Origin of the sequence: Chitinophaga sp. (genome assembly GCF_039596135.1) — a bacterium.
Taxonomy (GTDB): domain Bacteria; phylum Bacteroidota; class Bacteroidia; order Chitinophagales; family Chitinophagaceae; genus Chitinophaga.
The window spans coordinates 17063-39782 of the sequence record NZ_JBCNKH010000053.1 but is presented as its reverse complement, the minus strand read 5'-3'; the positions used below and the strand labels follow the sequence as shown (position 1 = coordinate 39782).

Annotated in this window: 18 protein-coding genes; 16 read left to right on the top strand and 2 right to left on the bottom strand. The window is 44.1% G+C overall.

What is annotated here, in order from left to right; genetic code table 11:
* The 8 genes from ABDW16_RS23840 to ABDW16_RS23805 all read left to right on the top strand — a co-directional run.
* The coding region (locus tag ABDW16_RS23840; protein ID WP_343673249.1) for a hypothetical protein at window positions 1–216 on the top strand (216 nt) is incomplete at its 5' end.
* A 3-nt stretch (window positions 217–219) separates the two neighbouring features.
* Window positions 220–1251 (top strand): glycosyltransferase family 1 protein, encoded by a 1032-nt coding sequence (locus ABDW16_RS23835; RefSeq protein WP_343673248.1) that lies wholly within the window; start codon window positions 220–222, stop codon window positions 1249–1251.
* Window positions 1252–1270: 19 nt separating this feature from the next.
* A complete protein-coding gene (locus ABDW16_RS23830; RefSeq protein WP_343673247.1) occupies window positions 1271–2452 on the top strand; it encodes a glycosyltransferase in 1182 nt (393 codons plus the stop codon).
* Window positions 2453–2492: 40 nt separating this feature from the next.
* Window positions 2493–3605, top strand: a complete 1113-nt coding sequence (gmd, locus tag ABDW16_RS23825; protein WP_343673245.1) for a GDP-mannose 4,6-dehydratase — start codon at window positions 2493–2495, stop codon at window positions 3603–3605.
* A gap of 5 nt (window positions 3606–3610) precedes the next feature.
* Window positions 3611–4546: a GDP-L-fucose synthase gene (locus ABDW16_RS23820; protein WP_343673243.1), complete on the top strand. Its 936-nt coding sequence runs from the start codon at window positions 3611–3613 to the stop codon at window positions 4544–4546.
* A gap of 2 nt (window positions 4547–4548) precedes the next feature.
* Window positions 4549–5631, top strand: coding sequence for a mannose-1-phosphate guanylyltransferase (locus tag ABDW16_RS23815; RefSeq protein ID WP_343673242.1), 1083 nt, complete (start codon window positions 4549–4551; stop codon window positions 5629–5631).
* A gap of 76 nt (window positions 5632–5707) precedes the next feature.
* Window positions 5708–7279 carry a hypothetical protein gene (locus ABDW16_RS23810; protein ID WP_343673240.1) on the top strand — a complete coding sequence of 524 codons (1572 nt, stop codon included), beginning with the start codon at window positions 5708–5710 and terminating at the stop codon, window positions 7277–7279.
* Window positions 7280–7345: 66 nt separating this feature from the next.
* Window positions 7346–9238 (top strand): ABC-F family ATP-binding cassette domain-containing protein, encoded by a 1893-nt coding sequence (locus tag ABDW16_RS23805; protein ID WP_343673239.1) that lies wholly within the window; start codon window positions 7346–7348, stop codon window positions 9236–9238.
* 40 nt (window positions 9239–9278) lie between these two features.
* Here ABDW16_RS23805 and ABDW16_RS23800 read toward each other — a convergent pair whose 3' ends face one another.
* Window positions 9279–9578, bottom strand: coding sequence for a hypothetical protein (locus ABDW16_RS23800; protein ID WP_343673238.1), 300 nt, complete (start codon window positions 9576–9578; stop codon window positions 9279–9281).
* 162 nt (window positions 9579–9740) lie between these two features.
* Between ABDW16_RS23800 and ABDW16_RS23795 the strand changes: the two genes are divergently transcribed.
* From ABDW16_RS23795 to ABDW16_RS23760, 8 genes are all read left to right on the top strand, one after another.
* Window positions 9741–10028 carry a hypothetical protein gene (locus tag ABDW16_RS23795; protein ID WP_343673236.1) on the top strand — a complete coding sequence of 96 codons (288 nt, stop codon included), beginning with the start codon at window positions 9741–9743 and terminating at the stop codon, window positions 10026–10028.
* Window positions 10029–10162: 134 nt separating this feature from the next.
* On the top strand, window positions 10163–11200 hold the full coding sequence (locus ABDW16_RS23790) for an aldo/keto reductase (protein ID WP_343673234.1): 1038 nt from the start codon (window positions 10163–10165) through the stop codon (window positions 11198–11200).
* Window positions 11201–11372: 172 nt separating this feature from the next.
* On the top strand, window positions 11373–11957 hold the full coding sequence (locus ABDW16_RS23785) for a sigma-70 family RNA polymerase sigma factor (protein ID WP_343673233.1): 585 nt from the start codon (window positions 11373–11375) through the stop codon (window positions 11955–11957).
* 98 nt (window positions 11958–12055) lie between these two features.
* Window positions 12056–13180 (top strand): FecR domain-containing protein, encoded by a 1125-nt coding sequence (locus tag ABDW16_RS23780; RefSeq protein WP_343673232.1) that lies wholly within the window; start codon window positions 12056–12058, stop codon window positions 13178–13180.
* A gap of 207 nt (window positions 13181–13387) precedes the next feature.
* Complete coding sequence (locus ABDW16_RS23775; protein ID WP_343673231.1) at window positions 13388–17017, top strand: SusC/RagA family TonB-linked outer membrane protein; 3630 nt, start codon at window positions 13388–13390, stop codon at window positions 17015–17017.
* A gap of 23 nt (window positions 17018–17040) precedes the next feature.
* Window positions 17041–18732 carry a SusD/RagB family nutrient-binding outer membrane lipoprotein gene (locus tag ABDW16_RS23770; RefSeq protein WP_343673230.1) on the top strand — a complete coding sequence of 564 codons (1692 nt, stop codon included), beginning with the start codon at window positions 17041–17043 and terminating at the stop codon, window positions 18730–18732.
* Window positions 18733–18788: 56 nt separating this feature from the next.
* Window positions 18789–19310 (top strand): redoxin domain-containing protein, encoded by a 522-nt coding sequence (locus ABDW16_RS23765; protein WP_343673229.1) that lies wholly within the window; start codon window positions 18789–18791, stop codon window positions 19308–19310.
* Complete coding sequence (locus ABDW16_RS23760) at window positions 19310–20593, top strand: cytochrome c (RefSeq protein ID WP_343673228.1); 1284 nt, start codon at window positions 19310–19312, stop codon at window positions 20591–20593. The genes ABDW16_RS23765 and ABDW16_RS23760 overlap by 1 nt, the downstream gene beginning before the upstream one ends.
* 335 nt (window positions 20594–20928) lie before the next feature.
* Here ABDW16_RS23760 and ABDW16_RS23755 read toward each other — a convergent pair whose 3' ends face one another.
* Entirely contained in the window at window positions 20929–22575 is a 1647-nt protein-coding gene (locus ABDW16_RS23755) for a 7TM diverse intracellular signaling domain-containing protein (RefSeq protein ID WP_343673226.1), read from the bottom strand.
* Window positions 22576–22720: the final 145 nt, after the last annotated feature.

Sequence of the window (22720 nt, the reverse complement as noted above, 5' to 3'; positions counted from 1 at the left end):
CCGGTAGTGGCCAGTAAGGTAGGAGAAGTGGTGCGGGTACTACAAGATTATCCCAATGCTACATTTTTTGATAATAACAATGCGAATGATTTTATTAGCGCAGTAGCAAAGGCAAAGACACAGCGTGCCAAAGTACCGGATGCATTTTATGAGAAGAACAGCTGGGGGGCAAGGGCTAAGGTATACGTGAATTTTATCACAGGAAAACTGGCTTAAACATTGAGAATATTTGTAGATGACGGACTTTCTACTGTAAAAAAGAAGATCACCGGTATTGGCTGGTATACAGTAGAACAGATTGAGATGGTTCAGGCGCTGGGGCATGAAGTATCAAAGCCTGCATATCCTGCCTTTTTTATGAAGGCACCCGATGCTGTGAAGCGGCTTTTGTACATAAAATATTTTGCGGGCAGGTATACTGGTAGCAATCGTTACGATCTTATTCATTATACTAACTTTTTCATGCCGGCGAGAAAACATCGTGCAAAGACTATGGTGACAATTCATGACCTGTCACCTTATTATCTGCCGGAAACATTCCCGCCTGTATACCGGGCTTATGCCACCCGTACGATCAGTAATTCTATGTTGTATGCAGATCGTGTATGTGTGCCTTCGATGGCAGTGAAGAATGAACTGGCGGCACAGTTTCCGGAGCAGCAGCATAAAATTGTTGTGATGCCAACCGTTATCAGGGATAGCGTCACATCATTCCGCAATAGTGATCAGCATACAGAGGAAGGCCCTTATTTTTTATATGTGGGCGTACTGGAGAAGCGGAAGAATCTTGAAATGCTATGCCGCGCTTTCAGAGAATTCAGTGCACAGCACAGCGATGTGAAACTGATACTGGTCGGAAAACCCGGGTATGGATTTGAAGATATTGAAAAGGAGATAAATAGTTGCAGCGCCATTGTGTACAGGAATTATGTGGAAGAAAGTGAAATGATGCAATTGTATGCCGGGGCACTGGCATTTGTATTCCCATCACTTTATGAAGGATTTGGGAAACCTGTAGTGGAAGCCATGTATTTCAACATACCGATCATCGCATCTGACATCCCAACGAACCTGGAACTTCACCACAGACATGGTGAAAAGTTACACCTGTTCGGTAAGCGGGATGCTGCAGGGCTGAAAGAAATGATGGAAAAAATATATCTCCATCCTCACAAGGTTGAATATCCTTCACTGGATATCTACCGTAAAGAAATGGTGATGGATCGGATAGAAGCAATATACCGTTTTTAAGAAACAGAGCTAATAAACAATGACAGCTGACAGAAAACCAAGATGCCTGCTGCTGATATCCAAGCTGCCGTATCCTCCGGTAGGAGGTGATAGAGTAAAAAACTATAATCTCATCAGGATATTGAGCAGGTATTATGCCTTAGATCTGGTCGTGATTACAGAAGAAAAGCCTGATGAAGCATCAGTGGAGTTTATGCAACGTTATACAAATAGTTGCAGGGTATTTCTTTTCCCTAAATGGCGGTTCTATCTCAATGCACTGGTCGGCATACTGGGTAGGGAACCTATACAGGTATCCTACTATTACTTCAGGGAAGTGCAAAAGTACGTCAATGGCCTGCAGGGGCAAGCTGATATTGTGATAGCGAATCTTATCAGAACAGCGAAATATGTAAATACCGGCAGCCCCAGGGTGTTGGATATAAATGATTCACTTGCAATAAATTATAAGCGTTCTATTAACAATGTTTCGTCCCTGTTCTGGAAAACAATTTACAGGCTGGAAGTGAACCGGCTGTTTGCCTTTGAGCAGAAGTGCATAGCACAGTTTGGAGCAACCTTGTTTGTGAATGAATCAGAATATCATTATTGGAAAGATAAGGGCAGCGTACATTACGTACCATTTGGGGTAGACGACCACCTGTTTTCATACAACCAGTATGACAGGCAATATGCAAATGCCATTACTTTCTTTGGCAAGATGGATTACCAGCCCAATGTGGACACGGTAGTATGGTTCGCGAAGAATGTATTGAGTAAGCTGGACGAGGGTATTAAATTCATAGTCGTAGGGGCAAGGCCGTCAAATGAGATATTGAGCCTATCTTTGAACTATAAAAACCTGGAGGTGACGGGATTTGTGGAAGACCCCTACCTGATCATCGCTTCATCGTTTTTGTCCGTGGCACCCATGCAAACGGGGGCCGGATTGCAGAACAAGGTACTGGAGGCAATGGCGCTTGGCCAGGTCGTATTGACAAATCAACTGGCTGCAAAGCCCATTATGCATGCAGAAGATAATAAACATCTGCTGCTGGCTGAGACCCCGGATGAGATAGCTGACAAGATCAATGAAATATTCCGGAACCGGGACAAATACGCCCATATAGGGAAAAATGCCCGGGAGCTCATGAGCAGGTATTATACCCTGCAATGTTATGAGCAGAAGGTTATGAACGTATTGAAGACGGTAGCACATTAAATTGTAATTTTGAAAATCAAGCATATAAATTAGCCTAATAATGAAAAAAGCACTTATTACAGGTATTACTGGTCAAGATGGTGCATATCTGACTGAATTACTATTGAAGAAAGGGTACGAAGTGCACGGTATCAAGCGCCGTAGTTCACTTTTCAACACTGATCGTATAGACCATCTTTACCAGGACCCCCATGAGAATAAAGTTAGCTTGCAGCTTCATTATGGTGATCTGACAGATTCTACCAACCTGATACGTATTGTTCAGCAGGTACAACCTGATGAAATCTTTAACCTCGGTGCCATGAGCCACGTTCAGGTGAGTTTTGAAACACCTGAATATACTGCCAATGCGGACGGTATTGGTACACTGAGGATCCTGGAAGCTGTTCGCTTATTAGGACTCACCCAGAAAACAAAAATATATCAGGCTTCTACTTCCGAGTTATATGGTCTGGTACAGGAGGTTCCCCAGTCTGAAAGAACGCCTTTCTATCCCCGTTCACCATACGCGGTGGCCAAGATGTATGCTTACTGGATCACAGTAAACTATAGGGAAGCTTACAATATGTATGCATGTAATGGGATCCTGTTTAACCATGAGAGCCCGCTGAGAGGTGAGACCTTTGTAACCCGCAAGATTACAAGAGGGGTCGCTAAAATCGCATTGGGTATGCAGGATAAACTGTTCATGGGTAACCTGGATGCAAAGCGTGACTGGGGTCATGCAAAAGACTACGTAGAAGCGATGTGGCTGATCCTGCAGCAGGATAAAGCTGAAGATTATGTAATTGCAACGGGTATTACTACTCCGGTAAGAGATTTTATTAAAATGGCTTTTGCAGAAGCAGGTATAGAACTTGAGTTCAAAGGTACCGGTGTGAATGAAAGAGCATTTGTAAAAAGTAAGGCAGCAGATGTAACGGGTGTAGAAATAGGTCAGGAAGTAGTGGCAATTGATCCTCGTTATTTCCGCCCTACAGAGGTAGATTTGCTGATTGGTGATCCTTCCAAGTCACAAAAGCAATTGGGCTGGAAACCAAAATATGACTTGGCAGCACTGGTGAAAGAAATGGTGGAAGCAGATCTCGAACTATTCAGACGTGAGAAGTTACTGAAAGATGCAGGCTACAAAGTTTTAAATCAATTTGAATAAATTCCATGCAAACGACTGATAAAATATATGTGGCAGGCCACCGTGGAATGGTTGGCTCTGCCATAGTGAGAAGGCTTGAAAATGCTGGGTTCCGCAATATCATTGTCAGAACTTCAAAAGAGCTGGATTTGCGTGATCAGCAGGCTACAGCCAAATTTTTTGCTGAAGAGAAACCTGATGTGGTATTTCTGGCTGCTGCTAAAGTGGGTGGTATTGTTGCAAATAACACATATAGGGGGCAATTTATTTATGAAAATCTGATGATCCAGAACAATATCATTCATAATGCCTACCTGGTGGGTGTGAAGAAACTGATGTTCCTGGGGTCTTCATGTATATACCCAAAACTGGCTCCACAGCCATTGAAGGAGGATTACCTGCTAACCGGTCTGTTGGAACCGACTAATGAACCTTACGCTATTGCCAAGATAGCAGGTATCAAAATGTGTGATGCATACAGGGCACAATACGGGTGTAACTTTATTTCTGTAATGCCTACTAACCTGTATGGCCCTAACGATAACTACGATCTGAATACCTCACATGTATTACCCGCATTGCTGCGCAAATTCCATGAGGCAAAGATCAACAATGCACCGGAAGTCGTGATTTGGGGTACCGGCACACCACTACGTGAGTTCCTGCATGCAGATGATATGGCTGATGCATGTTTTCATGTAATGCAGCATTATAATGAAGAAGGGCTGGTGAATATAGGTACCGGTGTGGATATCAGTATTGGTGATCTGGCGCTGATGATCAAGAAAATTGTAGGCTATGAAGGCACGCTCACCTTTGATTCCAGCAAACCGGATGGTACGCCGCGTAAACTGATGGATGTAAGTAAACTGACCGGATTGGGATGGAAAGCCAGCATCCAATTGGAAGACGGTATCCGTTCAGTATACGGGCAGGTAAAAAATACTCATTGGAAAAATTAGTTATGAATAACCACAATTATGTTTTTATTATGGCTGGTGGCGTAGGAAGTCGCTTCTGGCCTAAAAGTAGAAATAACTATCCCAAACAGTTCATTGATATCCTGGGCATAGGCAAGTCATTGTTGCAACTGACCTATGAACGGTTTAATAAAATCATACCCGCTGAGAATATATACGTAGTCACCAATACTGCCTATAAAGGACTCATCCTGGAACAGTTGCCCGAAGTGTCAGCCAACAATATCCTTTGTGAACCTTCCCGAAACAACACAGCACCGGGTATTGCATATGCTGCATTTAAAATATTAGCAAAGGATGCAAATGCCTCTATGGTCATTGCTCCTTCTGATCATTTTATTCTCAGGGAGGAAATCTTCCTTGCAAAAATTCAGCAGGCATTAAATGTCGTAGCTGAAAAAGATATATTATTAACACTTGGGATTACCCCTACCAGACCTGATACCGGTTATGGTTATATCAAGTTTGCAGAGAATGGAGAAGAGAATATTCACAAGGTTGTAAAATTTACAGAAAAACCAGTCCTGTCCAAAGCACTTGAATTTCTGAACAGTGGCGATTATGTATGGAATGCAGGGATCTTCATCTGGAAGGCGCAATCCATACTCAATGCTATTAAGCAGCTCACCCCTGAATTGTATGATCTTTTCAGTAAGGGGGCGGGTGCATATAATACAGCTCAGGAACAGGCATTCATTGATCAGTATTATCCACAGTCGCCCAATATATCCATAGATTATGCCGTAATGGAAAAAGCGGAGAATGTATACACGATGCCTGTTGAGTTTGGATGGAGTGACCTTGGTACCTGGGCTTCCCTGTTCATGGTAGCTGAAAAACAGGATGACAGCAATAATGTTTTTTCTGGTGGAGATGGTCAGCTGGAAGATACCTCAGATTGTATCATTCATATCCCTAAAGATAAGCTGGCAGTGATTCGTGGTCTGAAAGACTTCATTGTAGTCGATGATGGAAATGTATTGCTGATTTACCCTAAAACAGCAGAACAGGAAATTAAACGTGTGACAGAACAGCTCCGGATACAGAATAAGATCAGCCATTTATAATGGCCTTTTAATGTACGCTGGTCTGGTTTTCATGTAAAAGGAGATATATTTGTGGCTGGCAAGCTAATTCTTTTCTATGTTCAAATCGTGTTTTACCTCATCAGTACTCCTGCTATGCTGCGGGTTGGCAGCATCTGTGTCTGTGCACGCTCAAAGTATCGGGCGGCAGTATTCACTGGGTTTTTATCAAAACTCAGCAGATAGCCTGGGATATCATTCTTCTCTGCGGGACTACAGTCTGGAGCCTTCGTTTGATCTTCCAAAAGGAGATACAACCCGAAAGCAGAGCTGGCTGTATCGCAAGTTGTTTAGAGAGCACCTGCTGGAAGTAAAAGAGGACGACTATACTTTTTATGCAAGTTTCCTCCCGGATTTTCAGGTAGGCCACAGCAGTGTAAATGGTACAACATGGTTGAATACCCGGGGTGTAATAGCCGGTGGTACTATTGGAAAGAATCTCACATTCAGAACCGAGTTCTACGAAAATCAGGGAAAATTTGCAGCCTATATCGATGAATATGGCCGGGAAAATAAAATTGTACCCGGACAGGGACAATGGAAAGCATTTAATACAAATGCATTTGATTTCGCTTATTCATCAGCGCTCATAGATTATAAAGCAGGTCGTCATTTTGATTTCCAGCTGGGTTACGACAAGAATTTTATAGGCGATGGTTATCGTTCTATGTTATTGTCTGACGCTTCGTTCAATTATCCATTCCTGAAAATTATTGCTAACCTGGGCCGTGTACAGTATACGACTATGTGGGCACAGTTCGTAGATATGCAATATCCTAAAGCCTCTTATGATAATGGTTATAGGAAGAAATGGGGCGTATTTAATTACCTGGACTGGAATGTAAGCAAAAAGGTTTCCATTGGATTGTTTGAAGCGGTGATATGGCAGGACTCTGATTCTACCGGCAAAAGAGGGTTTGATGCCAGTTACCTGAACCCAATCGTTTTCCTTCGCCCGGTAGAATTCTCAGTAGGTTCTCCTGATAATGCGCTTTTGGGTCTCAACCTCAAGTATGCACCTTCTGCAAATAGTACCTTATATGGTCAGTTCATTCTGGATGAATTCGTGTTAAAAGAAATGACCAGCGGTACCGGTTGGTGGGCCAATAAATTTGGCGGTCAGCTCGGTTTCCGTTCCAATAACCTGTTTAAGGTACCAAACCTGAATGGCCTGACAGAGGTGAATGCTGCCCGTCCATATACTTATTCTCAGCGTACCACGCTCAATAACTATGGTCATTATAACCAGCCATTGGCACATCCGCTGGGTGCAAACTTCGTGGAGTGGGTCAATATTGCGGACTACCGGTACAAACGTTTCTTCCTGCGTGGACAAATTACATATGCGAAGTATGGTTTGGATTCTGCGGGAATCAATTATGGGAAAAACATTTTTGAGTCTTATAATACCCGTGCAGAAGACTTTGGTAACCACATAGGGCAGGGCCTGAAAACAACCCTCACCAATGTACAGGGTACAGTAGCTTACCTGCTGAACCCCAAATACAACCTGCGACTGGAAGCTTCTGTAACTGCCCGTCGGGAAAAGAACGATCAGTATACGAAGAGTGAGCTGATATTTAATTTCGGGCTGAGAGCCAGCTTCAGGCAGCTTTATTACGATTTTTAAATTATAACAGTAATATCTTTATAAACCCCGGGCCGGCCGCCCGGGGTTTTTTTATAACTTCGCCCCATGCATTATGTTACAGTAGAAGGGCTTACTAAGTCCTACGGCGCAGGCCCCTTATTTAAAGATATTTCTTTCCATATCGAAGAAGGTGACAAGATCGCCCTGGTGGCGCTGAATGGTACCGGCAAATCCACCCTGCTCCGCATTCTGTGCGGCCAGGAAACTCCGGATGCAGGCACTGTATGGATACACAAAGACGTAACAGTAGTCATGCTGGAACAGCAAAATGCTTTCAATCCCGAAGAAACCATCTCCCGCCATATATTCTCACAGAACCATCCTGTGCTATCTGCTATCAGGGACTATGAAATGCTGACCGAAGAAGGAGAGGAGCCGGACCTGGATAAGCTCACCAAGGCCATTGAGCGTATGGATGAGCTGAATGCATGGCACTTTGACTCCAAGGTAAAGCAGATTCTCGGTAAGCTGAATATTCACCATATGGAACAGCTGATGGGCAGCCTTTCCGGTGGCCAGGTAAAGAGAGTGGCGCTGGCCCGGGTACTGATCGATATCGGCTTTGAGCACAGGCATACCCTGCTCATTATGGATGAACCTACCAACCACCTGGATGTAGGCATGATTGAGTGGCTGGAAAACTACCTGGACCAGGAAAAAGTAACTCTGTTGCTCGTTACCCACGACCGCTACTTCCTGGATAGTGTGTGTAATGAAATCATGGAACTGGATCAGCAGCAGCTGTTCATCTATAAAGGAGATTACGAGAACTATCTCGAAAAGAAAGCGATCCGTGAAGAAATGAACAAATCCAGTGTGGAAAAGGCTCGCAACGTTTTCCGCAAAGAACTGGAATGGATGCGCAAGCAGCCTAAAGCCCGTACTACCAAGTCTAAATCACGTATAGATGCATTTGCCGAAGTAAAGGAAAAAGCCAGTGTAAGGCTGGAAAAACAGCAGCTGGAGCTGAATGTGAAGATGACCCGACTGGGGGGCAAGATCATTGAAATGAAAAAAGTCTACAAGGCTTACGGCGATTTACAGATCCTGAAAGGCTTTGATTATACTTTTAAGAGAGGAGAACGCGTAGGTGTGGTAGGCAAAAACGGGGTGGGGAAATCCACATTCCTCAACATGTTGCTGGGACTGGAACAACCTGATTCCGGAAAGATCAATACCGGCGAAACAATTGTATTTGGAAACTACGATCAGCGGGGCCTGGTTATAAAGGAAGATATGCGGGTGATTGAATTCGTGAAGAATATCGCCGAGAACTTTCCGCTGGCAGATGGTACAAAGGTAAGTGCCGCCCAGTTCCTGCAGTTATTCCTGTTCCCACCAGAGAAACAGTATACCTACATCTCCAAGCTAAGTGGTGGTGAAAAAAGGAGATTACACTTATTGAGCATACTCTTCCGTAATCCAAACTTCCTGGTACTGGACGAGCCTACAAATGACCTGGATCTGCCTACGCTGAGCATATTGGAAGACTTCCTGCTGGACTTCCAGGGATGCCTGATCATCGTGAGCCATGACCGTTATTTCATGGATAAACTGGTAGACCACCTGTTTGTATTTGAAGGACAAGGAGTGGTGCGTGACTTCCCGGGCAACTATACCCAGTATCGTGAGTGGGAAAAGGAAAAGCCGGAAAGAGAAAAAGAAGCTATTGAGCAGAAACCTGCGCCAGCACCGGCCACTGCTGCCCCGGCAGCTGCACCCGCTCGCAAGATGTCTTTCAAAGAAAAGCGTGAAATGGAACTGCTGGAAAAAGAAATTGCGGACCTGGAAAAAGAGAAAGCAGCACTGGACGAAAAAATGGCAGCAGGCAATGTGCCTTATGCGGAGCTGGAACCGATGGCACGCCGTGTAGGAGAGGTCATCGGCTTACTGGATGAAAAGGGGCTGCGCTGGTTAGAATTGAGTGAATTAAGTTAATAAATAAAAAGGCTGATCTCGCAGAGATCAGCCTTTTTATTTAATCTTTCTTGTCCCTGATTTCAGATGGTTTCAGGTATACTTTTTTACCTTTATTATCTACATAGTATTTCTTATCTTTTTTATCGATATAGACAGTCTGGCCCCCTGGACCTACCTTGCCTTTATAGGTCTTGTCAGTGATCTTACTGGCGCCTTTTACAGCAATAGAAGCGGTCTTATTACCCACTTTCTTTGCAGTACTGTCTATACCCTGAGCCAGGGTTGCATGGCTGCCGAGCAATGCAGCAGTACTAATGGCCATAGCCACTATACCTGCACGTATTGTTTTCGGTTTCATAATATCAGGTTTTTATACAGGGAATTATTCCAATTTTGATGCCAGTACACAAGCGGATGAGCTGGGCTGTAATGGATTAGGTTGGTAATGACGGATGCCTTTTCGCTGAATGATATATTTACAATACATTTGTTTTACATCATCAAAAAAAATAAAATCACTATGGCTAAGTTACCCAAGTTTATGATCGCAGATGATCCAGTAACGGATCCTGATAACGAATATATCTTCCATACAGAGCAGCCCCGGTTCTTTGCAAAACGTGTGGAAGAAGATGAAGAAAGTGCATACATCGACATCGTACATGAGATAGACAATGTAGAAGACTTCTTCAAAAACGATCCGGCTAAAAAAGAGGAGTTACTGGATGAACTGGAAAGCTGGTATTATGCTTACCTGGAATGGCTGGATGAAGATGAATATGGTGATGATGAAGATGACGAAGAATAGTCTGCAATAATTATTCGGGATAAGAAGCCAGCAATGCAAATTGCTGGCTTTTCTATTTACTATTTAACTAGATAGTAAACAGGTTTTTCTATGCAGGGGTGTTAAATTTATGCATAGACAAAAGTTTTGAAACCATGGAATACAGACAATTAGGAGGATCAGGATTAAGAGTACCCGTATTGAGTTTTGGGACAGCGACCTTTGGTGGTGGCAATGAATTTTTTAAAGCATGGGGTAGCACGCAGGTAGAAGAAGCGCGTCGCCTGGTAGATATCTGTTTAGAGGCGGGTGTCAATTTTTTTGACACGGCCAATGTGTATTCAGCAGGAGCTGCTGAAGAAATACTGGGCAAGGCCCTGAAAGGTCTGCGCGACCAGGTATTGATATCTACAAAAGCCACTTTCCCGCTGGGTGAAGGGGTGAACGATTATGGTTCTTCCCGTTTTAATCTCATTAAGAGCGCAGAAGCAAGTCTGAAGAGACTGGGCACCGATTATATCGATGTATATCACCTGCATGGTTTTGATGCCAATACGCCAGTAGAAGAGACGTTGAATGCCCTGAATACGCTGGTGCAGAGTGGTAAGGTGCGTTACATTGCCTGTTCCAATTTTTCCGGCTGGCACCTCATGAAATCTCTGTCGGTTTCTGAAAGATATGGCTGGTCTAAGTACATCGCACATCAGGCATATTATTCACTGGTGAACAGGGATTTTGAGTGGGAACTGATGCCCCTGGGTATCGACCAGCATGTGGGTACTATTGTATGGAGCCCGCTGGCAGCTGGCAGATTGAGTGGTAAATACCGCCGTAACCAGCCTGCCCCTGCCGATGCAAGGGTGGCACAGGGGGGTAGCCCAATTCCGGCATCTGCAATCGCCGACGAAGTGTTTTACAACATCATCGACGAGCTGGAAGCCATCGCCAAAGAAGTAGAGAAAACGGTAGCACAGGTAGCTATAAACTGGTTGCTGCAAAGGCCCACAGTTTCCAATATTATCATCGGTGCCAGAAATGAAGAACAGCTGAAACAGAATTTTGGAGCAGTAGGCTGGAACCTGACCCTGGACCAGGTAAAGCGGCTGGATAAGGTGAGCGAGGTACCGCCTGTATATCCTTACTGGCATCAGCGCGATTTCCCAATGCTGAATGCAGCGCCGAAATTGTACTAAAGCCACTATAAATGTAAAAGCCCTTAGAAAAATGCATCCGCATTTTTCTAAGGGCTTTTGCCATAATGACGAATGGTATCACTTTGATGATAACCGGATTTTTGTATATTTATTCGGTTTACTAACACTATTCAATCGCATGGGTGGGGCAGATACCAGTTTCAACCAAAACATGACAAGGCCACATTTGGATACCGTCTTCTTCCAGCGCATCGCAGCAGGTGATCAGACTGCATTTGCAGTTTTGGTCTCCCAATATTCTAAGATTGTATATAGCGTGGCATACAGGCTCACAAGGTCTGTTCCCCTCTCTGAAGAGATTGTGCAGGATGTATTTTTGAAGATCTGGCTGAAAAGGACAATGCTTGTAGATGTCGTGAACTTTCCGGCTTTTCTGCATACTGTTTCAACAAATATGATCTACAGTGCACTCCGGCAGCAACAAAGGGATGTACTGAGCATCAGCGCTACAGACCTGGAAGAGCGGCCACCTGCAGTGAATGCAACAGAAGAAGTAGTACAGGACCGGGAATATGCCGGCCTGCTGGAAAAGGCTATCCGCCGCCTACCAGAGCGGCAGCAGCAAACCTATATACTTATTAAAAAAGAAGGGATGAAAAGAGATGCAGCCGCTGCGGCTATGAACATCTCCCCGGAAACAGTGAAATCTAACCTGGAACAGGCCATGAAAAACATCCGGGCATTTTGCCTGGCCAACCTGGACATCCTGATGATTATTATCTGTCTGGCCTTTTAAAAAAATTTTTTTAAGCCATACCCCCCAAACTTATTTTTTAAGCGTCAATATTAATAATGGATTCAATTAACCGTCTGGAGGAATTATTTCATCGATGCATGAGTGAGCAGGCTACTGAAGAAGAAGTAGCTGAACTGACCCGCCTGCTGCGACTGCCTGAAAATGAGGAGAAAGCCAGGCAGTTAATAGAACAGGCTCACCAGACAGTGCCGGAAATGGAGCTGCCAATGAGTACCATTGCATCCATTACGACTGCCATATTCCAGGCTGAAGAAAAACAACAGCTGGTAGTGGCAAAGAAAAATAATTTACGCTGGGTGCGGCATGCAGCTGCAATTATACTGCTACTGGCAGCAGGTGGAGCATATGTATGGAAGTCATACTACAAGCCTAAACCAGCAGCCCTGGTACAACAGGTGCATGATATCATGCCCGGCGGAGATAAGGCAATCCTGACGCTGGCAGATGGTTCTACCATCGCGCTGGATAGTATGGGAAATAAGCAGATCGCAAAACAAGGGGGGACTTCTATTTTAAAAGCAGCAGGCGGCAAATTAACCTATAGTCCTGAAGGCAATAACAATGAAGTTTTATACAATAAAATCAGCACGCCACGTGGAGGCCAGTTCCAGATAACCTTGCCGGATGGAACGCAGGTATGGCTCAATGCCTTATCCTCGCTCCGCTTTCCGACAGCGTTTACCGGGAACAACAGAACAGTGGAACTAACCGGAGAAGCCTATTTTGATGTACAACAGAATGCTGCCAAACCATTCGTAGTAAAAGTTGCAGATATGCAAATAGATGTACTGGGCACAAGTTTCAATGTAATGGCCTATCCAGATGAAAAGAGCGTTCAGACAACATTAATGGCAGGCGCAGTAAAAGTCTCCGCCGCAGGGCAAACCAGGGTGTTACAACCTGGACAGCAAACACAGTTACAAAAAGATGGCAGGCTCGATGTGATTTCCACCACAGACACAGAGAGCGTAATTGCATGGAAAAACGGTTATTTTAAATTCAACCAGGCAGATCTACCAGGTGTAATGAGACAACTGGCCCGTTGGTATGATATCGACGTCAATTTTGAGGGGCCTATACCTGATTTTCGATTCGTAGGTGAACTTAAGAAGGGAGCTAGTTTATCAACCAATTTAAAGATCCTGAGTTATAGTCAGGTAAATTTTAAGATTGAAGGGAATACGCTAACAATTACTCCATAGCGGTCTATATCTATTAAATATCAAACCAAAAACTAAATCATTATGAGCAGTAATCAAATGAAACATTAACTATTTGTCTAAACTATTGTAAGCTTACTACTAAGTAAGCCGGGATCGCTGCAACAATCCCGGCTGGTAGTTCTGGCCTGGCTATACGGGTATAGCCTAACGAATCGTCATTTTTCTTAACCAAAACCGACTCAAGGTATGAATTTATCCATGCACGGCAAAGCCTGGCCTGGCAGCCGTTTTATGTCCTTCAAAATCGTAATAATCATGCGCCTTGCTATTTATCTGATATTAGCCAGCTGCCTGCAGATTCACGCAAAGGGGTTCTCACAGAAAGTATCATTTACCGGCAGGAATGTATCGTTGACACATGTGCTGAACTCTATTAAAGAACAAACCGGGTACCTCTTCTGGTACGATGCCCGTTTGCTCGACAATGTACACCTCATGAACGTCACATTAAAGGATGCTTCAATTGAGGAGGCGATGTACGTAAGCCTTAAAGATCAGCCCATCACTTTTAAGATAGAGGACAATACGATTGTATTGAGCCCTAAAAAAATAATTGATCCTGTAATATCGCCCCGGCAGATCATCACAGGTATTGTGAGAGATGAAAAAGGTACACCGCTGCCTGGTGTATCTGTGCGTGTAAAAGGCGCACAAAAAGGAACTTCGACAAAACCAGATGGTAGCTTCGAGCTGGATGCCCCGGCTGGAGCTACCCTCGTATTTTCTTTTGTTGGTATGGAGCAGAAAGAGGTGGTTGCAAATTCAGGCGAACCGCTCAAAATAGTGCTCGTATCCAAAACAGGTGCACTGAACGAAGTGGTAGTAACCGGGTTTGGAGACCGTAACAAAGGAGAACTGGGTTATAGTGCGGTAACTGTATCTGGTTTGGATGTGCAGAAAGCAACCCCTATTAACCCGATTGCAGCCCTGCAGGGTATGGTACCGGGCTTACAGGTACAATCAGGTACTGGTGGCCCCCAGGGTACTACCCGTTTCCTGATCAGGGGTAGCGCTTCTCTTGATCCTTATGGTAACCAGCCACTGGTAGTAGTAGACGACATCATCATGGACCAGGATGTGATCATGCCTAACAAAGGAAGTGACCAGGATATGGGTAACATCCTGAAAGACATTAACCCCGATGATATAGAATCTGTCACCGTACTGAAAGGTGGCGCTGTGACTGCCTTATATGGCAGCCGTGCTTCCAATGGTGTGATCCTCATCAAAACTAAAAAAGGATTTAAGCAAAAAGGCTTAGGTGTGAATGTGAGTGCTGATCTCTATGCAAGCACGCCTTATAAAACAGTTGACTTCCAGAATCAGTTCGGTTCAGGTTATGGTCTGAGCGATTTTGTTACTGATGCTGATGGCAACCTGACTATAAATCCTAATACTTATGGTTACAACTTTGGCCCTGAAATGACAGGCCAGACTGTAATTGACATCACCGGTAAAACCATCAAAAATAATCCGCGCCCGCATAACATTCTGGATGCATTCCGCACGGGTATCACCAGGAATTTTAACGTAGGATTGTCCAACGGTAGTGAACTGGGTACATACAGGGTATCTTATTCTAACCTGTATTCAGAAGGTGTAACTCCAAACAATGATCTGAAAAGAAATAACCTCACCTTTCGTGGAACTACCAAAATTGCGAATGTACTGACTGTAGATGCAAACATGACTTATGTACAGAGCAGCGCCCTGAACCCTGCAAACACAGGTAGCACCTATGGTACCATGAAGAACTTTGTATATGGCGGTACCCGTAACTACGATACCAAGTACTGGATGAACAACTATATAGACAAGGCAAACGGTGGTGTGAACAACAACGACGTGAGCGGATTGACATGGTATGTATGGTACCCGATGTACCAGAACAAAATGACACAGGTAGAAAATAACTTCAGGGGAAGTCTGAACCTGAAAGCAGATTTAGTCAACCACCTCAGATGGGAGGCGCTTGCAAATGTAAACTACATCGGTACTGAATATGAAAATAAAGTAAGAGGTAAAGATGAAGGCTTCGGTAATCCGTTTTATTCTACCAGCACTAATAACAAAAGAGTAGAGCGCTACATGTCTAATCTGACTTATACCAATGACCTCTCTCCAACCCTGACCCTGGTAGCACAGGCGGGTGGCGAAATCGATAAGGGTATTCAGAAATCCATGTATGCTGAAATGAATGGTTATATACTGCCTGATATCTATCGCCTTTCCAACTCTTCAGGTACACCAAAAGTAACTGAAGACGCGCCTAACCAATATCAGACCAGCTCTGCATTTGCACAGGCTACACTGGGTTACAAACAATACCTTTATTTAAACCTCTATGGCAGAAATGACTGGAATTCTACACTGGTTTACAACGATGGACATGGTAATTATTCCTATTTCTATCCTGGTGCAGATATCTCCTGGATCTTCACTGATATGCTCAAATTGCCGGCAGCATTTGATTATGGAAAGTTCCGTGCGTCTTTTGCCAGTGTAGGTGGCGGTACATCTAATTATAAAGCGAATACAGGTGCTTACTCTGCAAATACAACCTATGTAAATGCTGTGGGCGACAATGTGGCGAACTATAGTTATTCATCCAATACATTGCCAAACCAGGCATTATTACCCACCCGCTCTAACAAGTTTGAAACAGGTCTTGAACTGAAACTCTTTAAGAACAGGCTGGGAGCAGATATCACCTTCTACAACCAGGATAGCAAAGCACAGATCATCAGTTTCTCTGCACCTATTGAATCTGGTGTAAACGCTACACTGATCAATGGCGGTAAGGTACGTAACCGTGGCTGGGAAATAAGAATCAACGCTACACCTGTTAAAACAAAGAACTTCTCATGGGATACCTACTTTAACTATACCCGCAATAGAAACAAGGTATTGACCCTGCCATATGGATTAGATTATGTAACACTGGGTAGCGGCGATGGTTTCTCTGTAATTGCTAAAAAAGGGGGTGACTATGGTACAATCATCGCTAACTACGGATATGCACTGTACAATAGCCCCGATGGCAAGCATGCTGAAAACAATGGTAAGCATGTAATCACTACTGCAGGTGCTAAGAGTTCTTCTTATTATGTACGGGCACAGAACTATGCTGACGGTATCTCCAAAAACCCGGCAGTAGGTAATATCACCCCGGATTTCCTGGGCAACTGGCGCAACAACTTTAACTACAAAAGCTGGCAGTTAGGTTTTGTACTTGACAGTAAGTTTGGTGGTAAGGTGTATTCCTTTACACACGACCTGGGTAGCTGGCTGGGTAGCATGAAGAGCACTATTCCAAACAGGAATGCCAAACTGGGTGGTAAGAAATATACCAACTCAGCAGGTGTAGAACAGGAAAATGGTGTGATCATCGATGGTGTATATAAAGATGGTACTGTGATCACCGGCCTGGATGGTGCCTCACATGACATCTCCGGTATGACCATGAAGGATGTATATGCCAATGGATGGATCAACCCAACAAGTGCTTTCGCCTATTATCAGAACACACACAGCTGGGGAAATGGTATCCGTGAATCTTCTATGTTTACTTCATCCTGGATATCGCTGCAGCAGGTAAGCCTTACTTACGATATGCCGGCTAAGGTGGCCAATAAATTTAAAATGAATGGAATGCGTCTTTCCATTATTGGCAACAACCTGATGTACCTGTACAACAGTGCTAAAGACCATATCAATCCGGATAACCTGAACAGCAGCGGATCTGATGCATTCCAGGAAGTATCTGCTATGCCTTATATCCGCAATATAGGTTTCCAGATCTGGGGTAGCTTCTAATTTTAAAAGTAAACTTGTTAAAGATGAATATCACGAATAGATTCAAATATATATTCCTGCTGCTGTTGATACCGGTTTTGTTTATCGGGTGCAGCCGCGAAAAGTTTGCAGAGATGAACACTGATCCGGACGATCTGTTAAGTATCAATCCGGAAACAGAATTTACTTCTGCTTTATTAGCCATGAACAGTAATGATTACGAATATTATTACGATCATAACAGGGCCATGTACTACTGGACACAGTCCTTTGTAACATTGAATGGCGCTTCGTCTACAGTGTATGATGGTTCTGGTAACCTGAACCAGCGTTATAGCAACTTTTATAATAGAGTAGGTAATCAGCTGGTGGATGTACAGCAGCTGATCGAAAAGATGTCGGGCGATCAGCGTGAAAAGTATACTTACCTGTATGCAATATCATACATTCCGCTGGCTTACTATGCAGCCTATGTATCTGATGTACAGGGCAGCATCGCCTATTCTCAGGCATTCAAGGCAAGGTATACCGGCTTGCTCACGCCCACTTACGATACACAGGAAGACTTGTTTACCAACCTGCAGGTAAAACTGGATAGTGTTGTACAGGTATTAAAATCTACGCCCTCAGTGGCACAGGTAGATCTGAGCGCTGCTGATGTAGTATATGGTGGTGATGCCAAGAGCTGGATCAAGGCGGCAAACAGTCTGCGCTTAAGGTTGGCTATGCGCCTGATAAACAGGGACCCTGATAAAATGAAAACACTGGTAGCAGATATCCTCTCTGACGATGGTGGATTGATCAGCTCCAATGAAGAGAACTGGCAGTTCGTAGGTGGTATAAACTTTGCAGTTGGCGGTAACTATAACCCCCAGAGCAATGGAGACGTATCAGGCTCCAGGAACCTGATTGATTTTATGTGGACTACATCTGATCCACGTATCAGGATATTCTTCCAGAAATCTGATTTTACGAAAGACAAATTTGATTCGGCTCAGGCACAGGGTAAACTGCCTGCTACATTAGTATGGGATGGACAATTGTATAGGGGGCAGTTTGCAAACCCAGCTGCTTCGTCAGTATCTTCCTACAGTTATTATTTTTCAGATATTTCTTACAGCTATAAAGGCGTAGCCACCGCAGACAGATGGGTGTCTAATATCCAGGACAGGTTGTTTTACAATCCTGAAACCAAGGCTCACATTACATACCCTGTTATCACTTATGCCGATGTATGCTTTATGCGTGCCGAGTTGGCTGTAAGAGGTATTACCAGTGAAGATGCGTCGAGCCTGTATGCTGCCGGTATAGCAGCATCTATCAAAGCCTATGATGCAATGGGGAATAATGCAGACCTGAGTGATTATACTGCACTGGGTGCTTCAGAGATAGATGATTATATTTCGCAAACGGGCGTGGCATATGATCCTGCTAATGCATTGGAGCAGATCTGCATTCAGGAATACCTGAACTGTTTCAAAAATCAGAATGAAGCATGGGCCACTATCAAGCGTACCGGTTATCCCTCTATGACAAGTAGCATCCTTAAAAGAGAGAGTGTGGTAGTAGATGGCGATACGAAGACGATGCCAAGACGCTTTATTGTTAGTTACCCTTCAGTATCTGATCTGAACTATACTAACAGGTTAAATGCAATTGAGGAGATGAAGAAGGATGCCGGTTTCAGTACCCCGGACGATATCACCGGCCGGGTATGGTGGGATACTTCTAATTAATAATTTTACCGGTGGCTATAATTTTTGGCCACCGGGATTTTTAAATTAAGCGATGTATGAGGTTATCTGTTTTACTTTTATTGATCTGTAATTTTGCAGTTGCGCAGGATGTGCAGCAATATCTGAAGCAGGTACGAACACCGCTGGTAGCCATTGTATGGCTATCGCCGGAATGCCCGTTGTGTAAGAATTATACTAAACCATTGAATGAGCTGAACCGGAAATATGCTGGTACAGTTACCGTGGTCGGGGTCTTTCCCGGGCATTGGTATACACAACAGGATTACACAGCATTTCAGAAGAAGTATAAGGCCTTTTTTCCATTGTTAACTGACAAAAAAAACAAATTAGGTAAGCAACTGCATGCCACTGTAACGCCGGAAGTATGCCTCCTGGACAGCACGGGAAAAGTGTTGTACCAGGGTGCAATTGATAACTGGGCTACAGCACTGGGACAAACTAAAACCATCCCGGCAACCGAGCATTACCTCGAAGATGCAATTACACATGCCATGGCGGGAACAGCCATATATCCGGCTGTTACCAAACCAGTGGGCTGTTATATTAATGACAACTGATGAGAGCACTAATTTTATTGATGGTGATATTATTGCCTGCACGCCTGTTGCTGGCACAGACATATGCAGATGTACAGCCTGTGTTTGCAACACGGTGTGTGGGTTGTCACCATACGGGGGGATCGGCACCGTTTTCATTAGCCACTTATGAAGAAGTGAAGAGAAGAATTTCGTTTATCAAAGAAGTCATCAATACGGGATACATGCCTCCTTTTAAGGCGGATGTGCACTACCGGGATTATGCCAATAACCGCATCCTGCTCCCTGAAGAAAAGAATGCGATTCTGAACTGGATTGGTAATAATGCACCAAAAGGGAAAACCCCGGCGCCAGCAAAAATTCCAGCTGCTGATACCTCAGCGCCCGATCTAATCCTGAAAGCAGACAAACCCTATACCGTGAAAGGCGATAACCAGGAAAGATTTGTTGTATTCAAAGTGCCTTTTGAACTGAAAGATACTGCTAATATTGAGCGACTGGAATTATACACCAATAACAAGAAAGTCATTCACCATATCAATTATGGTTTTTATGCCGTGGAAGATGCCGGCAATGACATCCATGTTGCCCCTTCCTTTGTGGAAGCAGATACGGATACCGCAGGCCTGGAAGCAAAAAGGTACGGACCATTGAAGCGCCATATGGTGTACTATTCCGGATGGATACCCGGTACGACCGAAGAATTTTATCCTAAACAGTTCGGGTGGGTACTGCCTAAGCGGGGTGTCGTGATATTAACAGTACATTATGCCGCGATAGCAGCAGATGAAGTATCTGCTGTAGGGGTGAAGTTATTCTATAAGAAAGGACCTGTACAGCGTAAGGTGCAGATCATCAGCCTTGGCTCCGGCGGTATAGCCGAAAGAGATATTCAACCCCGGTTTGTAATCTTCCCCAACCAGGTAAGCACGTATACCCTGAAAGTAAAAACGCAGGAGGCGCAGTCTGTTATGTATGTATGGCCACATATGCATCTGTTAGGTAAGGAGTTTAGAGCTTATGCCGTGACGCCGGAGCGTGATACCATTCCATTGGTACATATCCCCGCCTGGGATTTTCGCTGGCAGGAACTGTATCGCCTGCAGCACCTGGTCAAAATACCTGCCGGGTCTGTGATTCATATGGTCGGGGTGTATGATAATACGGCGGGCAACCCTATGAACCCAAATTATCCGCCAAAACTGGTGATGTCCAGTGGCGATATGAGGGCCAATGAGGAGATGTTTACCCTTATGATGATCTATGTGCCGTATGAGATGGGGGATGAAAAGATTACATTATGATTGACGGTCAAGCCCCTGACTGACCAGAAAAGATTCCTTTTCCAGCCAGTCAACAGGGGTTGGTATGGGGCTAAATAGCGTTATCAATTCATCACGCTTTGATAGAAATTTAAAAGGGGGTGTTTACTAAGTATTGTTGGGGCCACAAATATGAATGCGCTTACGAACAAATCTTTCTTCGCACGAAGAAAGGGGATTAATTTCACTACAGGAGAATAGGCCGCTATGCTGATATTCAATTGCAGGGTAAAGAAAGGACAAATCGCCCAGATCTGTATAAAATGAGCGTCTACAAAGTGTATACAGGGTATTAATTTGTTGTTATGCGATAAGTTTTACTCGTTGATTTTCAGTTTTTTATTTAATCTGGCCTTTGCCTGCCGCACACTTGCTGCCTCGATGTTTAGCAGGGCTGCAATCTCTTTTGTAGACAGGTTGATGTGGAAATAGGCATATAATCTCAGCTCATTATTGGTGAGATTGGGGTGTTTGGATTTCAGTTTTTCAAAAAAACCGGGGTGTACCTGCTCAAAATGTAACCTGAATTTATCCCATTCGGCATCCAGGAATTTGTGATCTCTCAGGGATGATTTGATTGATTTTATACCAGGGTATAATTCGTCGATGTCGTGAATTTGTTTCTTCAGGTCATCCAGCAGTTTGTTTTTCTGATAAATGTAGAGACTATTACTTACCAGCTCCCGGTTATTGGTATCCAGTTTCTGTTGTAATAAATCATTTCTGTCTTTTTCGGCCTGCATGGCCAGGGAGATCTGCTCATTTTCTTTTTCAATGAGCCAGTGGTGGTGTTTGCTTTGGGCAATGTCTGTTTCCAGTCTGGCTATTTCATACTCTTTGGCATCCAGTTCCTCATGGATGGTCTTGATGCGGGTGACCAGTACCATGGTAAAGGTGATGATCTGGGAAATGATAGCGATCTCCGGCAATAAGGAGCTGTTATTGGAATAAGTAGGTGTAGAATTAATGATGAAATACACTGCCAGTCCGGTGGCAAATACAATCGGCAGCACATTCGCCACCATGAACACGCCGGCAGCCCGGATTCGTTTTTTGTAAGCTATTATGCTGGTAATCAATATACTTAAAGAAAGTGCACAGATGAAGATATCATCGTACAGCAGGGTATAATTGTCCAGGTAATACCAGCCGGAAATGGTAATGGTAGCCGGAACTATTTCAAAAAGGATATACCCGATCAGCAAAAAACGCAGCATCCGGTCGTAACCTGGCAGCAGCTCTTTGGTCCGCAGGTAAGAACGGGTTAGTTGAATAAGTCCTGTAAAGATGATGATACAACCGATATGTAAAAAGAACGAGTTCAGGTCGTACATATATACCGTACCATCGGGCATAGACCTGAGCTGGTAGCAGGAGAGGGGGAGCAGCCGGGTGGTAAAATGCTTGAAGGAGGTGATGAATATCATTGCCCCCAGTTGCACTACGAGGTACCAGATATTGACCCGGTCATGCAGCTGGAACCAGGTATATAAATTATAAGCAGCAAAACAAGCCAGCAGTGAAATGGTGATGATCCATGAAATATACAGGAAGTGGTCCCGGTTGGAGGCGGCTATTTCCTTTTCCAGCCGGATGACGGGATGAACTTTATATCCATAACGTTGTAATTCCTGTAAATCTATTTGCAGGTGCAGCGTAGTAGTGGTGTCGCCCTGCAAAGTAAGGTGTATTTCCCCCCTTTCCCGCTGGCGGGAGGGAATGGCCGGTCCTGCTTTGTACGCCTTCCCATTTATATGCAATGTATAGTTCAGGGGTTCGGAGAGCGAAAACCGATATTTTTCATTGTTGGGATAGGGGTTCCCCACTATTATCCGGGCAGAATCAATGCTGATTTCCAGAATTGGTTCATTGTTCAGATAATGTATTTTAGATTGCGCGCGTGCACCCAGCGTAGCGAACAGCAATAGTATAGGAAATAAATGATTGGCAACTCTCGATGGCATATTGACCCTAATAGTAAGGTAAGGTAGATGATAATCAGCGAAAAAGCAAAATGAGAAATGTAACCTACACTTAACACACGTCCAATAATAACTAGCTTGTAATTCGTATAATTTAACAACCAAAATCTCACACACCATGTCGATC